Genomic DNA, 14496 nt, shown 5'->3' with positions numbered 1-14496 from the left:
AAGGTTTGGCCCCAACGCCTCTTGGCAAGCCCTTCAGGCGGGCGCCAGCGCCTTTTCCTCCTCGGCCACGACGCGCTCGCACAACTCGGTGATCTGTTCGCGCATCCAGCGGTTGGCCGGGTCCTGGTCAGTGCTTTCATGCCAATACAGATGGGTCTCCAGCGCCGGCACTTCCACCGGCAGTGGCTGGTAGCGCAACTGATGGCGGCGGGCGAAGCGCTCGGGAACGGTCATTGCCATGTCGGTCTGCTGCAGCACCTGCGAGGCCATCAGGTAATGCTGCGAACGCAAGGCAACCTTGCGTTGCACGCCCATCTTGCCCAGGGCCAGGTCGACATAGCCCAGGCCGTTGCGGCGGCTGGAGATATGGATATGGGTCATGCCCAGGTAGCTTTCGAGGGTCAGTTTGCTGTCTGCCAATGGATGGCCCTGGCGCAAGGCGCAGACATAGCGATCCTGCATCAGTTTGATGTGGCGTACTTGCGGGTCGGTATTCAACGGCGCGTCGATGGCAAAGTCCAGGCGCCCGGCGGCCAGCTCCTTGGTGGTCTCGCGGCGCTTGCACAGGAAGCTTTCGATCAGCACCGCCGGTGCCAGGCGGCGCAGGCGCTGGAACAGCGGCGGCAGGATGACCGCCTCGGTCAGGTCGGTCATGCTGATGCGGAAGGTCTTGTTGGCCTGTTGCGGGTTGAAGGTGCGGCTTTCCTGCACCGAAATGCGCAGCAGCGCCAGGGCGTTGCGCACCGGGCCGATGATGTTCTGCGCCATGGGGGTAGGCACCATGCCTTGCGCGGTGCGCACGAACAGTGGGTCGTTGAAGGTTTCGCGCAGCCGCGAAAGGGCGTTGGACACCGCCGGCTGGGTAATGCCGACAATCTGCCCGGCACGGGTCAGGTTGGCTTCGGTGTAGATCGCATCGAATACGATGAACAGGTTGAGGTCGACCTTGCTGAGGTTCATGGGCGCCGCTCTTTGTTGGAATTATCGGCCGATCATATATCGGTTATGAATGTTTATACACACGGAAAATAGACTAGGTGGATGGTGGCTTGCTGCTCTAGGCTCTGCCCCATGTACTTCGAACCGTGAAGGTAGCCCCCGATGGATTTCGCCTATTCGCCCAAGGTCCAGGCACTGCGTGAGCGCGTCAGCGCGTTCATGGACGCCCATGTCTACCCCGCCGAGGCGGTGTTCGAGCGGCAGGTCGCCGAGGGCGACCGCTGGCAGCCCACCGCAATCATGGAGGAACTCAAGGCCAGGGCCCGCGCCGAGGGCCTGTGGAACCTGTTTCTGCCTGAATCGGAATACGGCGCCGGGCTGAGCAACCTGGAGTATGCCCCGCTGGCAGAGATCATGGGCCGCTCGTTGCTCGGGCCAGAGCCGTTCAACTGTTCGGCACCGGACACCGGCAACATGGAAGTGCTGGTGCGTTATGGCAGTGAGGCGCAGAAGCATCAATGGCTGGAGCCGTTGTTGCGCGGCGAGATCCGCTCGGCATTTGCCATGACCGAACCGGACGTGGCGTCCTCGGACGCCACCAATATGGCTGCCACAGCTGTGCGTGACGGTGACGAATGGCTGATCAATGGCCGCAAGTGGTGGACCTCGGGTGCCTGCGACCCCCGCTGCAAGGTGATGATCTTCATGGGCCTGTCCGACCCGCTGGGGCCACGCCACCAGCAGCATTCGATGGTGCTGGTGCCGACCGATGCGCCCGGGGTGAAGATCGTCCGGCCGCTGCCGGTGTTCGGCTATGACGACGCACCTCACGGCCATGCCGAAGTGCACTTCGAAAACGTGCGGGTGCCGTACGAGAACGTCATCCTTGGCGAAGGCCGCGGCTTCGAGATTGCCCAGGGGCGTCTTGGCCCGGGCCGGATCCACCATTGCATGCGCTCGATCGGCATGGCCGAACGTGCACTTGAGTTGATGTGCAAACGCTCGGTGGAGCGCACCGCTTTCGGCCAGCCGCTGGCGCGACTGGGGGGCAACGTCGACAAGATTGCCGACTCGCGCATGGAAATCGACATGGCCCGGCTACTGACGCTGAAAGCGGCGTACATGATGGACACGGTCGGCAACAAGGTGGCTCGCAGCGAGATTGCGCAGATCAAGGTGGTGGCGCCGAACGTCGCGTTGAAGGTGATCGACCGGGCGATCCAGATCCATGGCGGGGCTGGGGTGAGCGGCGACTTCCCGTTGGCCTACATGTATGCCATGCAACGTACCCTGCGCCTGGCCGACGGACCGGACGAGGTGCACCGGGCGGCGATTGGCAAGTATGAAATCGGCAAGCATATGCCGGCGCGCAAGCGGCACGACGAGCGATGATTTCGCTCGCTTGGGTCGCCCGCTTCCACAGGCAGGGCGCAGCCAGACCGGTGGCCGCGGGCTTTTCGTCAGGAAGCCCATAGAACGGCTAGCGGCTGGAGCGGCTGTTGGTGTTTTCCGGTGTTGCCTGGCTGGGGCGATGGAGGTGGGCGCCGGTCGGGTCGACGAGCTGGATGACATTGCCCCGTTGCCAGCCGTTGGCCTGCGGGTCGGGTGCGGGTATCGCGATGTCGGCCCGTTGCGCCTTGCTGTCGGCCGTATCGATGCGCAGGCGCCGGTTGCGTTGTTCGACCATGGCCGGGTTGGCCTGGCCATCGGCGGTAAAGCCCATCATCAACTGCGGGACGCCGAGCGGCAGCGCCTTGTCCTGGTCGGTGTGCCAGGTATGCCAGGTTTTCCCATAGGTATGTGCCAGGCGCTGCATCAGCGCATGTTCTGCCGGCGCGGGGATGCCTGGTGCTACCAGTTGGCCAGACGATACTTCATAACCATGGCTGTGCCACATGGCTTTCTCCTTTGCCGGCAAGTGGGCGAACAGCTTCTGGTCGATGATGTACTCGACGCCCATGATCTTGGCGCTACGGGTATTGCCGTCGTAGATCACGCACTGGATGACATCTTCGTTCAGCACCGAGCAGTAATGGTGGGCTTCCATCTGGATGTCGGGGTGGCCGTTGTAGAAGTGGAAGCCATCCAGATAGGCATTGAGCGCTTCGATGGGGGGCTTGTCCTGCAACAGCGCTGCGCCTGCCTCCAACATTCTGGTGGTTCCGGACTCGGGTTTTCCGGGTGCGTCGACAGGCGACACTGTTCGGGGCGTGGAGCAGCCCCAGAGGGCAAGACAGGCGACTGAAAGGCGCAGCCAGCATGCGATGAACTTCATGTAATCGGTCTCCATGGGGTGTGGGCAGAAGACCGCCAGTTGGTGCAAAACATTGAATTCACGGGACAGGCGGTACAGCTGGTGCAATGGCCTGGAACTTAGTACTTGCGTGGCTGCACTAATTGGTTGTCAACCCAGACAACCCAGGCCGTCCTGAAGAAGGTACCCCTAATGTCCCGTCTTGCCGAATTCCGCCAGCTGGAACAGAAACTGGCTGCTCAACTTGCCGAACTGGAAGCCATGAAAGGCAGCCCCGAGCTGCAAAGAGAAATCGAGTTTGAAACCAAACTGCGCAACTTGTTGGCCAAGTACGAGTTCAGCCTGCGCGACATCATCAGCCTGCTGGACCCGCAAGGCGGTCGCCGCCCGGCTCAGCCCGCCGCTGCGCCCAAAGCCAAGCGGCGCGCGCGCCAGGTGAAACAGTACAAGAACCCGCATACGGGTGAAATGATTGAAACCAAGGGCGGCAACCACGCGAAGATGAAGGCCTGGAAAGCTGAACATGGCGCTGAAGAAGTTGAGAACTGGCTGGTTCGTTAGCGTGCCCAGGCAGGTGAAACCAGGCGAAACTGTAAGCTTGGCCAGCCCGTAGGAAACTTCTGATTTTTGACTCCCTGCCCTCGAAGTCCCCCTGTGGATGCTAGGTTTCCATCCCTGAACCAGGTACAGGGAACTTGTGGATGCGCGTCAGTCTGGAGGGAAGAGGGCAGGCAGTCGATGGTGATGTCACCACTACGGGTGCTGTCTGTATAGCGACGGGCGCCGGCTATCTCGCCGACGGTCGAATGGTGCTTCGCGAGGGTGACCGTACCACGCCGTGCCCGCTCTGCGGGCAGGCGGGCACTGTCGCCGAAGGCGTAAACCATTTTATTTCCGGCGGCCAGCGGGTGGCCGTGGACGGTGCGCTGGTGCTCTGTGGCTGCCCACCGGGCAGTAATCGGGTTGTTGCACCGTTGCATGAGGCGCCACCGTCTACGCAGCCTGTTATGGGCCGGGCCAATACCCACTTTGCCGAGCCGTCAAACGCCTTGTACCCCGGACACTTCTCCCAACCGGTAGTGGGGGCGTTGCCCGGTACGCTGGAGCCCGGGTTCTATGTAGTGCCACGGCGCATGTCGTTCGCGCAGGTGCTGCTGCAATTGGCCGAGCACGATGCCACCCTACCCATCTCCCGCCTGCAGCGGCTCAACCCGACGTTTGAACAGGGCTTCAAGGCAGGGGAAATCTTCGTCCTCGGTGACCCTGACAACGGTGATGCCTGCACCCGCGAGGAAGGCCAGCTGATGGCGGCGGCCGAGCATTCACGCCGTGCGCTGGCAGTGCTCGATTTCGCCGAAGCGGACTTCATGATGGAGCACCAGGCCGAAATCGCCGGCTTGCTCAGCAATGCCAGCCAGTCCATGGGCGTCGGCAAGGACATGCTGGAACAAGGGTTAAAGCAGGTCAGTAATACGCTGACCAGTATTGAGCTATTGCACCAGCGCGAGTTCATCCGGCATGGCCACCTGAACAGCCCGAGCTTCTTTGCCGAGCGGCGAAAGTTGCTGCAGCAACTGGATGGCCAGTTGAAAGTGGCATTTCTTAACAAGCAACTGGATCTGGGCAACTACGAACGGCTGAAGAAGCGCTTGAATATTTCGACCAGGAGTCTTGTGCATCATTGGTCGAAGGCGGGCGGGCCGAGGCAGATCCCAGGGTATGCGACGCATCTGGACAAGGTGGCGCGGCTTAGCAAGTACCTTGAGCATGGAGGATATGCTGCATTTGGGCTGGGAGGAGCCTCATCTTATCTGACGGTACGAGAGGTTTGTCGAGCTGGTGAGACTGAAGCTTGTAAAAAGGTCAGAATGACCGAAACGGGAAGTTTTGCTGTTGGAACCGCTGGAGCTATGCTTGGTTCTTCAGGAGCAACCTTGGTATCTGGAGCAATATGCGCCGTTGTTACCATGGGCTCTGCAGGCCTCGCGGCGCCAGTGTGCGGTGTGGTGCTGGTGGGTGCCAGCGGCATGACTGGAGGTCTGCTGGGCGGCAAACTTGGTGAATCAGTTGGTGAGTTTATTTACGAGGGGACCAGTGATTGATATTGCTGGCTGGCAACCTCTCGCCAAAGTAATATTATTATTAAGTCCATTTGTTATCGGCATGCCAGGGCTAATTCTCAGTGCTGTCATGACGTTGACAAAAGACTATGGCATCGCCTGCTCGGCCATCACGAGCAATCCCTATTTCGAAGGCATCAAGCGTGCATGGGGCGCTGGATCATTTAAATGGCGCTGCTTGACGCTCTGTACGGTAAGTGGGTTGGTTGCATTTCCCTGGCTGGTACTGCGTATGGGACAACTGGATCCCAAAGAGTTAGAAGCGTTCCCGCCGAGGCTTAAACGCAGGTTGAAGGTCTCGGCTTGGCTAACCATGACCGGTCTTATTTGGATGTTTGTCGTGTGGGCATTGTTCAAATTTGACTAACGGTGAATTCAGAACTACATGTGCAAATCGCGGTGTCTCGCGATTATAAAGTCGCGTTATCCGCTATCACAAGCAACCCTTATCTGGAGCAAATGAAGCCTGTTTGGGAGGGGAGCCTGAGGTCCCGCTGTTTGTTGTTAAGTACGGTGAGCGCCTTGGTTGCGTTTCCCAAGATGCACCTATATATGGGCTGGCTTGATGAGCAGGAGCTGAAGGACTTTCCGCCGTGCTTGAAGCGAAAGATGATTATTGCGTTTTGGATGATTCTTGTTGCGCTGCTTTGGTCATTGGTGGGTTACCTTATGATTAAAGGATAACGAAACCTCAGACCCGCATCTGCGGGTCTTCCTCTTTCTGGTCGATTGTACGATTGGAATTTGCAGGTTGTTCGACTGACTGATTTATGACAGCCACCTTCTCCCCCCGCGTCTTGACCAATGAAACCACCACGCCACCCAACAGCAACCCGAACGTCACCCCCAACGACAGCAGCGCCGGCACCTTGCCCACCATGCCGTGATAGAAAATCTTGCAGCCAATGAAGATCAGGACCATCGCCAGCGCATACTTGAGGTACACAAACCGGTGCATCAGCGCCGCCAGCGCAAAATACAGCGAGCGCAACCCCAGGATGGCGAAGATGTTCGAGGTATAGACGATGAACGGGTCCTGGGTAATGGCGAAGATCGCCGGCACGCTGTCGACGGCGAACACCAGGTCGGCCAGTTCGATCAGCACCAGCGCCAGGAACAGTGGGGTGGCATGGCGCAGCGCCTTGCTCTGGCCGGGCGGAGCAAGGCGTACGAAGAAATGCGCGCCGTGGATCTGCTCGGTGACCCGCATGTGCCGCCGCACGAACTTCAGGATCGGGTTGTTGGCCAGGTCCGGCCGGTGGTCTTCCTTCGACAGCGCCATCTTCACCCCGGTAAACAGCAGGAACGCGCCGAAGAGGTACAACACCCAGGCAAAGTTCTGCACCAGCGCCGCGCCCACACCGATCATGATCGCCCGCAGCACGACCACGCCGAGGATGCCCCAGAACAGCACGCGGTGCTGGTAGCGGCGGGGGATGGCGAAATAACTGAAGATCATCGCCATGACGAAAACGTTGTCCATCGATAGCGACTGCTCGACCAGGAAACCGGTATAGAACTCCAGCGCCGGTTGTGCGCCCAGGTAATACCAGACCCCGAGGCCGAACAGCACGCCGACGCTGAAATAGCCTGAGTACAGCAACAGGCTTTCGCGCATTTCGATTTCCCGGTCGTGACGGTGCAGCACGCCAAGGTCGAGCACCAGCAGGCCGACGACGATGACCACGAACAGTAGCCACAACCAGGCGCTGGTGCCGAGAAACGGGGTGGTGAGGAATGTGTGCAGAGCTGTCATGAGCCCCTCCTTGAATGTCGACGTTGCATGGCAACAGTGATCCGACATGGCGGCCTGGAAGCCGTCAGAGGGGCCCGGTATCACATGGTCTTGATCCTAGTCCTGATTGCCGGGGATGCCGAATGGGGAGCTGTTACATTTTTTTGCCGGGACCTGTGTTGCGGCGACCCGGCACGCAGCTGCGGTCAGTCCACCCACACCTCGACCCGGCGGTTGCGCAGGCGCCCTTGCTCCAGTTCGTTCCCGGCCACCGGTAGTTCGTCGCCCATGCCCATCACCTGCAGCACCTCGACACCATCGCGCGCCAGCTCGCGGCGCACCGCCTGGGCGCGCAGGCGGGAAAGCAGCGCGGCACGGCCGGGTGTTTCCTTGGGGTCGCCAAACCCCACCAGCACTGCCTTGCCGTTCAGCTTGCCGGCCTGGCGCAGGTACTCGGCTACCCGCTGCACATCGCGCAACGCCTTGCTGTCGAGGCTCGCGCTACCCTCCTGGAAGCGAAAGTTCACGCTTAACCGCTGCGCTTGCTGTGCCAGGGCGCGATAACGGGGTGGCATGTCGGCCAGCGGCGTGACAGGCTGGGCATTGATCTGCTGCGAGACGAAACCCTGCTGGGCGACGATCGCCTGGCCGGCCGGGCTCTGGGCGAAGTCTGCCAGGGCCTTGGCCTGCAGTTTCGGATTGGCCGGCAGGTAGAAGTACAGACGCCGCGACAGTGGATAGTCTTCGCTGGCCACCAGCGCGCGCTCGGGGAGCATGGCCGGCGCGTCGCCTTCAGCCACCGCCAGCACCTTGGCCCGGTGCACAGCCGACAGGCTGCTGAAACCGATGGCCAGGCGGTCGGCGCCGACTTGCGCGGCCAGCTCGTCGCTGGACTCGAAGCGCCTGGCCGTGGCCGACAAGGTTTCGTGCCGCGGTTCCAGCACCAGCGCCTTGAAGGTTTCGTAAGTGCCGGAGCGGTCGTCACGGGCGTAGAGATGGATGGTGCCACCGGCAATGCCCAACTGCTCCCAGCGCTGTATCTGACCGGAGAAGACTTGTGCCAGTTGCGCTGTAGTGAGTTGGGGCAGCGGGTTGTCGGGGTGCACGATGACCGCCACGCCATCGAGGCCGATCACCTGCTCGGCGGCGGCACCGCGCAGGTCGCCGAGTGCGCGCAGTTGGCCCGCTTCGCTGTCGTTGATCGGCCGCGAAGCGGCGGCCAGGTCGGCCTCGCCACGCCCCAGGGCGGTGAAGCCGGTACTGGAACCGTGGGCGGCGATATCGACGCGTATCGGCTGCCCCTGGCTGTCACGCGCAGTAATCACGGTTTCATTGGCTAGTTGCCCGGGGTGCTGTTCGATCGCCGTGGCATGCCGGGCGCGCAATTGCGCCTGGACCAACGCCGGCAGCAACGCTGCGCCTATGGTGTTGGAACCTTGCACCCGCAGGTGTTCGGCGTGGGCCATCTGCGCAAGCAGGGAAAGCAGCAAGACAAGCAGGCGGGGCATGCCGGTTAGCCCTGTGGCATAGAGATGGCCGGCAGATTACGACAGTAGCGTGATGATAATGTGACAGCCGCCAGGCGATACTGCGAAGCCGGTTCAGGTCACACCAGTAGCAGCGGAACTGATCCGCGAAGCAGGCGCCGCGATGGCTGGCGCCGGTTTTGCCAGTGATCGCGGCTGAAGCCGCTTCTACAGGGGCAGCGTCAACTCGAAGCTTGCGCGGTGCCGGGGTGAGCCGGCTTGGCGGCGCTGGGCCGCGCAGCCGCCCCGGTCATTTCAATGCGCCCCGGCGGATTTGCTCAAATCGCTGTCGGCCCATTCGGTGTAGATGCAGGCATCTGCCACCGCCCAGCGCACCTTCACGCTATCGCCCGGCTGCATCGGCATTCCCGCAGCCGACAGTGCCTTCACGGTCAGCTCGGTGCCGCCCGCAGTGACTACGTGGCAAGTCTGGCTCTCGCCCAGGAACAACACCTCGCCAACCTTGGCACTGACCTCGTTCCAGCCCGCCGGCAGCGGCTCACGCACGGCCTGCTCGGCGGTGAGGGCCAGGGCCTTTTCCGGGCGCACCATGATCAGCGCCTCCTGCGACGCAGCCAGGCCCGGCGTCAGGCGGATCGCCACCGGCTGCCCTTCGAAGCTACCTGCGCCGTTGCTGCTGGCCTTGATCCGCAGGAAATTGGAATTGCCCAGGAACGAGGCGACGAAGGCATTGGGCGGGTTCTGGTACAGGTCGTAACCGGTGCCCAGGCCGACGATCCTGCCGTGGCTGAAGATGGCGATGCGCTGCGACAGGCGCATGGCTTCTTCCTGGTCATGGGTGACGTAGACAATGGTGATGCCCAGGCGCCGGTGCAGCTGACGCAGTTCGTCCTGCAGGTCTTCGCGCAGCTTCTTGTCCAGCGCACCCAGGGGTTCGTCCATCAGCAGTATGCGTGGCTCGTACACCAGCGCGCGGGCAATCGCCACCCGTTGCTGCTGTCCGCCGGACATCTGCGACGGCTTGCGGTGAGCGAACTGCTCCAGTTGCACCAGCTTGAGCATGGCGTCGACACGCTTGCTGGTCTCGGCGGCGCTCAGCTTGCGAATGGCCAGCGGAAAGCCGATGTTGTCGCGCACGTTCAGGTGCGGGAACAGCGAATAGCGCTGGAACACCATGCCGATGTCGCGCTTGTGCGGTGGCACGTTGACCAGCGACTGGCCGTCGACCAGGATTTCGCCGCTGCTGGGCGTTTCGAAACCGGCCAGCATCGACAAGGTGGTGGATTTGCCCGAACCGCTGGAGCCGAGAAAGGTGAGGAACTCGCCATCCTGGATGTCCAGGTCGAGGTTATCGACGGCGGTGAAGTCGCCGTAATGCTTGTTCAGGCCGCGCAGGCTGACCAGGGTCTTGCCTGGCGCGTTTTCTTTCATCACTGCACTCATTATTGTTTTCTCCGCGCGCTCAGGCGTTGACTTCGGTGCGCCGGCGCAAGGCGGCGGCAATGAACATTACAAGCAACGACAGGCCGATCAGCAGAGTCGAGGCCACGGCAATGACCGGGCTGAGGTCCTGGCGCAGGGTGGTCCACATCTTCACCGGCAGGGTCTGCAGGTCGGGGCTGGCCATCATCACGCTCAGCACCACTTCATCCCACGACACCAGGAAGGCGAACAGGCCACCGGCGATCATGCCCGGGCGGATCGCCGGGAAAGTCACCTTGAAGATCGCCTGCAGCCGCGAAGCGCCGCAGATCACTGCGGCATCCTCGATCGACTGGTCGAACAGCTTCAGCGAGTTGATGATCGAGATGATGGTGAAGGGCAGGGCGACGATCACGTGGCTGACCACGAAAGCGAACAGCGTGCCGGTGTAGCCAAGCTTGAGGAACAGCGCGTACACCGCCACTGCGATGATCACCAGTGGCACGATCATCGGCATGGTGAACAGCCCGTACAGCAGTTCGCGGCCAGGGAAACGGCCACGCACCAGGGCGAACGCGGTAGGCAGGCCCAGCAGCACGGCTGCCACGGTGGTCAGCAGGGCCACCTTGAGGCTGGCCAGCGCAGCGTCCATCCACTCCGGGTTGGAGAAGAACTGGCCGTACCATTTGAAGGTCCAGCCCGGCGGTGGGAACACCAGCCACTGCGACGAGCCGAATGACAACAGCACGATGAACACCACCGGCAGCAACAGGAAGGCGGCGATGACCCCGGTGGTCAGGTACAGGCCGGTACGCAGCGGGCGGCCCATGGCATTGGGAGACAGGAGCATGGCGGTTTACCTCGCGTTGCCAACCGGCGATTCCGGCTGCAGCTTCAGGTACAGGTAGAAGAGCACCAGGGTGATGACCACCAGCAGTGCGGCCGCGGCGCTGGCCAGGCCCCAGTTGAGGAAGGACTGCACCTGCTGGATGATGAATTCGGGCAGCATCATGTTCTGCGCACCGCCCAGCAGGGCAGGGGTGACGTAGTAACCGAGCGACATCACGAACACCATCAGTGCCCCGGAGAACAGCCCCGAGCGGCACAGCGGCAGGAACACCTTCCAGAAATTGGTCCACGGGCTGGCGCCGCAGATCGAGCCGGCCTGCAGCACCATCGGGTCGATGGCGTGCATGGTGGCCTGCAGCGGCAGCACGATGAACGGGATCATGATGTAGCTCATGCCGATCACCACGCCGGTCAGGTTATGCACCATTTCCAGTGGCGCATCGATGATACCCATGGCCATCAACGCCTTGTTGATCACCCCCGAGCTCTGCAGCAGCACCAGCCACGAGTAGGTGCGCGCCAGCAGGCTGGTCCACATCGACAGCAGCACGATGTTCAGCAGCCAGCGGCCCCAGCCCTTGGGCACCAGGGTGATCGCCCAGGCCAGCGGGAAACCCAGCAGCACGCTGATCAGGGTGACCACGCCGGCCACCGAGAAGGTGTTGAACAGCACCCGCGCATAGGCCGAGTTGGCGAACAACTGCTCGTAGTTGCCCAGCCCCGGCGTCGGCTCCAGCACCCCGCGCAGCAACAGGCCGGCCAGCGGGGCGAAGAAGAACAGGCCAAGGAACAACAGGGCTGGCAGCAGGTTGCGGCTACCTTTCCAGCGCTGGCTCAGGCTTGCGCGGCGCTGAGCCGCGCCCGGTGCGCCGGTGCCCGTGGGGGCACCTTGCGCGCTATGCAGGGCGTTGATGGCGACTTTCATTTGACCAACCACTCATTCCAGCGGGCTGCGATGGCCTGGCCGTTCTTGGCCCAGTAGGCGAAGTCGAGGGTGACCTGGTCCTGGGCGTAGGCGGTGGGCAGGTTCTGCGCAAGGTCCTTGTCCAGCTTGGCCACGCTGTCGACGTTCACCGGCGCGTAGGCAGTCTTGTTGGCGAACTCGGCCTGGCCTTCGGCGCTGCTGGCGTTGGCCAGGAACTTCATGGCCGCGTCCTTGTTCCGGGCACCTTTGGGCACCACAAGGAAGTCGGCCATGACCAGGTTCTGCTTCCAGCTCACGCCCACCGGCGCACCGTCCTGCTGCAGGGCGTAGACGCGGCCATTCCAGAACTGGCCGAGCGAAGCTTCACCTGAGGCCAGCAGCTGCTGCGATTGGGCGCCACCGCCCCACCAGACGATGTCCTGCTTGATGGTGTCGAGTTTCTTGAAGGCGCGGTCCAGGTCCAGCGGGTAGAGCTTGTCGGGGGCCACGCCATCGGCCAGCAGGGCCAGTTCCAGCACGCCTGGGCTGGGCCATTTGTACAGGGCGCGTTTGCCCGGGTAGGTCTTGGTGTCGAACAACGCCGTCCAGTCCAGTGGTTTGCTGGCGCCGAGCTTGCCTTCGTTGTAGCCGAGCACGAAGGAGAAGAAGAACGAACCGACGCCGTGGTCGGAGACGAAGCGTGGGTCGATCTTGTCGCGTTTGATCTGGTTGAAATCGAGGGGTTCGAGCAGGCCTTCGCTGGCAGCCCGCAGGGCGAAGTCGGCTTCGACATCGACCACGTCCCATTGCACGTTGCCGCTTTCGACCATGGCCTTGAGCTTGCCGTAGTCGGTGGGGCCGTCCTGGACCACCTTGATGCCGCTGGCCTTGCTGAAGGGTACGGCCCACGCTTCTTTCTGGGCGTCCTGGGTGGTACCGCCCCAGCTGACGAAGTTCAGGCTGTCGGCAGCCTGGGCGGCCTGGCAGGCCAGGGTCAGCAGGCTGGCGGACAGCACTGCGGTTACACGTTTGCTCAACAGCATGGTTACGCCCTCGTTGCTTTTGTTATTCGAGGCGGGGCCTGTGATGCGCCCGCCAATCGTGTTCGGGGAGCCGCTAAAACAAGGTGTCTGAAGGCCGTTGGTAATTGTAGGAGGCGGCCAACAGATTTAAGGTCTACGGGATATCATATTATGGTATTCCAAGCTTTTGGCAAGAGCTATGGGCTACCGGCCATCACTCTGTCCCTGCCAGGCTGCGTATCAGCCCACCAGCCCAGGCTCGAAGGGGATGCTCTGCACAACCTCCAGCTCGTACCCGGCCAGCCCGGCATATTTCAATGGTGGACCCAGATGACGCAGCTTGCCCACGCCCAGGTCCTGGAGAATCTGCGCCCCGGTGCCGACCTCGGAGTACACCTTCGATTGCCCCCGCTGGTAAGGCCGCACCGGGTGGGTGAGCTGCGGTACGCGCTCGAGCAAGGCCTGGGAGGACTCATGGTTGGCCAGGATCACCACCACCCCGGCGCCTTCCTCGGCCACTTTCTGCAGCGCCGCCCACAGCGTCCAGTTGGGTGGCCCGGCGTATTCGGCACCTACCAGGTCGCGCAGCGGGTCGATCACGTGTACCCGCACCAGGGTCGGCTGTTCGCGGCGGATGTTGCCCATGACCATGGCCATGTGCACACCCCCTTCGATGCGGTCCTCATAGGTGACCAGGCGGAAGCTGCCATGCACGGTCGGCAGTTCGCGTTCGCCGATACGCTTGATGGTCTGTTCGGTACTCAGGCGGTAGTGGATCAGGTCGGCGATGGTGCCGATCTTGATCCCATGCCGGGCTGCGAATACCTCCAGGTCGGGGCGGCGGGCCATGGTGCCGTCGTCGTTGAGCACTTCGACGATCACCGAAGCCGGGGTGAAACCGGCCAGGCGCGCCAGGTCGCAGCCGGCTTCGGTGTGCCCGGCGCGGGTCAGCACGCCGCCTTCGCGGGCGCGCAGGGGGAAGATGTGCCCCGGTTGCACCAGGTCCTCGGGGCGGGCGCCGGGGGCCATGGCTGCGGCTACGGTGCGCGCGCGGTCGGCAGCGGAAATGCCGGTGGTCACGCCGCTGGCCGCTTCGATCGATACGGTGAAAGCGGTGCTGAACACGCTGCCGTTGGCCGGCACCATCTGTTCCAGGCCCAGGCGCTGACAGTGTTCGTCGGTCAGGGTCAGGCAGATCAGGCCACGCGCTTCGCGGGCCATGAAGTTGATGGCCTGGGCGTCGCAACGCTCGGCGGCGATCAGCAGGTCGCCTTCGTTTTCCCGGTCCTCGTCATCCACCAGCAGGACCATCTTGCCCTGCTGGTAGTCCTCGAGAAGTTCCTCGATGGTATTGAATGCCATGTTGCACGCTCACGGTGATAGGATGATTATTATGGTATACCATAATACATAATATCGCCGTAACAGGAGAGCAACGCATGAAGGCCTACTGGATCGCCCATGTGGACGTGACCGACCCCGAGCAATACCAGCAGTACACCCAGCGCGCCCCGGCTGCCTTCCAGGCGTTCGGCGGCCGCTTTCTGGCCCGTGGCGGGCGCAGCGAGGCGATGGAGGGGCGGCCTACCCCTCAGCGTAGCGTGGTGATCGAGTTCGATTCGTATGAGCAGGCGCTGGCGTGTTACCGGTCCGCGCTGTACCAGGAGGCGTGCAGTCATCGTCAGGGGGTGGCGAAGGCTGAGGTGATCATTGTCGAAGGGGTCGAGTCCTGAGTTGGGTTTGCGGCCTCTTCGCGGGTAAACC

Annotated in this window: 14 protein-coding genes; 5 read left to right on the top strand and 9 right to left on the bottom strand. The window is 62.3% G+C overall.

Annotation, left to right across the window (positions count from 1 at the left end):
• Positions 1–33 precede the first annotated feature (33 nt).
• Positions 34–960 (bottom strand): LysR family transcriptional regulator, encoded by a 927-nt coding sequence (locus tag B4L76_RS02300; protein WP_296230216.1) that lies wholly within the window; start codon positions 958–960, stop codon positions 34–36.
• Between the two features lie 141 nt (positions 961–1101).
• Here B4L76_RS02300 and B4L76_RS02295 point away from each other — a divergent pair, with 141 nt between their 5' ends.
• On the top strand, positions 1102–2331 hold the full coding sequence (locus B4L76_RS02295) for an acyl-CoA dehydrogenase (RefSeq protein WP_296230215.1): 1230 nt from the start codon (positions 1102–1104) through the stop codon (positions 2329–2331).
• An 88-nt stretch (positions 2332–2419) separates the two neighbouring features.
• Here the strand turns inward: B4L76_RS02295 and B4L76_RS02290 are convergent, their stop codons facing one another.
• Positions 2420–3091, bottom strand: a complete 672-nt coding sequence (locus tag B4L76_RS02290; protein ID WP_349679062.1) for an OBAP family protein — start codon at positions 3089–3091, stop codon at positions 2420–2422.
• A gap of 294 nt (positions 3092–3385) precedes the next feature.
• Here B4L76_RS02290 and B4L76_RS02285 point away from each other — a divergent pair, with 294 nt between their 5' ends.
• The 3 genes from B4L76_RS02285 to B4L76_RS02275 all read left to right on the top strand — a co-directional run bounded on the left by B4L76_RS02285 (position 3386) and on the right by B4L76_RS02275 (position 5680).
• Complete coding sequence (locus B4L76_RS02285) at positions 3386–3754, top strand: histone-like nucleoid-structuring protein, MvaT/MvaU family (protein WP_296230489.1); 369 nt, start codon at positions 3386–3388, stop codon at positions 3752–3754.
• A 140-nt stretch (positions 3755–3894) separates the two neighbouring features.
• Positions 3895–5295: a PAAR domain-containing protein gene (locus tag B4L76_RS02280; RefSeq protein ID WP_296230213.1), complete on the top strand. Its 1401-nt coding sequence runs from the start codon at positions 3895–3897 to the stop codon at positions 5293–5295.
• Positions 5288–5680 carry a hypothetical protein gene (locus B4L76_RS02275; protein WP_296230212.1) on the top strand — a complete coding sequence of 131 codons (393 nt, stop codon included), beginning with the start codon at positions 5288–5290 and terminating at the stop codon, positions 5678–5680. Before B4L76_RS02280 ends, B4L76_RS02275 begins: the two co-directional genes overlap by 8 nt.
• 324 nt (positions 5681–6004) lie before the next feature.
• Here B4L76_RS02275 and B4L76_RS02270 read toward each other — a convergent pair whose 3' ends face one another.
• From B4L76_RS02270 to ribBA, 7 genes are all read right to left on the bottom strand, one after another.
• Positions 6005–7069 carry a TerC family protein gene (locus B4L76_RS02270; RefSeq protein ID WP_296230211.1) on the bottom strand — a complete coding sequence of 355 codons (1065 nt, stop codon included), beginning with the start codon at positions 7067–7069 and terminating at the stop codon, positions 6005–6007.
• A gap of 185 nt (positions 7070–7254) precedes the next feature.
• Positions 7255–8556: a phosphate ABC transporter substrate-binding/OmpA family protein gene (locus tag B4L76_RS02265; RefSeq protein WP_296230209.1), complete on the bottom strand. Its 1302-nt coding sequence runs from the start codon at positions 8554–8556 to the stop codon at positions 7255–7257.
• Between the two features lie 273 nt (positions 8557–8829).
• Positions 8830–9978 carry an ABC transporter ATP-binding protein gene (locus B4L76_RS02260; RefSeq protein WP_296230208.1) on the bottom strand — a complete coding sequence of 383 codons (1149 nt, stop codon included), beginning with the start codon at positions 9976–9978 and terminating at the stop codon, positions 8830–8832.
• A 19-nt stretch (positions 9979–9997) separates the two neighbouring features.
• Positions 9998–10807 (bottom strand): ABC transporter permease, encoded by an 810-nt coding sequence (locus B4L76_RS02255; protein ID WP_170029338.1) that lies wholly within the window; start codon positions 10805–10807, stop codon positions 9998–10000.
• Between the two features lie 6 nt (positions 10808–10813).
• The gene (locus tag B4L76_RS02250; protein ID WP_296230203.1) at positions 10814–11731 is read right to left on the bottom strand and encodes an ABC transporter permease; all 918 of its coding nucleotides are present in this window, start codon (positions 11729–11731) and stop codon (positions 10814–10816) included.
• A complete protein-coding gene (locus tag B4L76_RS02245; protein WP_296230202.1) occupies positions 11728–12753 on the bottom strand; it encodes a polyamine ABC transporter substrate-binding protein in 1026 nt (341 codons plus the stop codon). Before B4L76_RS02245 ends, B4L76_RS02250 begins: the two co-directional genes overlap by 4 nt.
• A 219-nt stretch (positions 12754–12972) precedes the next feature.
• A complete protein-coding gene (gene ribBA / locus B4L76_RS02240) occupies positions 12973–14094 on the bottom strand; it encodes a bifunctional 3,4-dihydroxy-2-butanone-4-phosphate synthase/GTP cyclohydrolase II (RefSeq protein WP_296230200.1) in 1122 nt (373 codons plus the stop codon).
• A gap of 77 nt (positions 14095–14171) precedes the next feature.
• Here ribBA and B4L76_RS02235 point away from each other — a divergent pair, with 77 nt between their 5' ends.
• Complete coding sequence (locus tag B4L76_RS02235) at positions 14172–14465, top strand: DUF1330 domain-containing protein (RefSeq protein ID WP_296230198.1); 294 nt, start codon at positions 14172–14174, stop codon at positions 14463–14465.
• Positions 14466–14496: the final 31 nt, after the last annotated feature.

This window comes from Pseudomonas sp. UBA4617 (genome assembly GCF_002386445.1).
GTDB lineage: Bacteria > Pseudomonadota > Gammaproteobacteria > Pseudomonadales > Pseudomonadaceae > Aquipseudomonas.
This window is presented reverse-complemented; position numbering and strand designations above follow the sequence as displayed.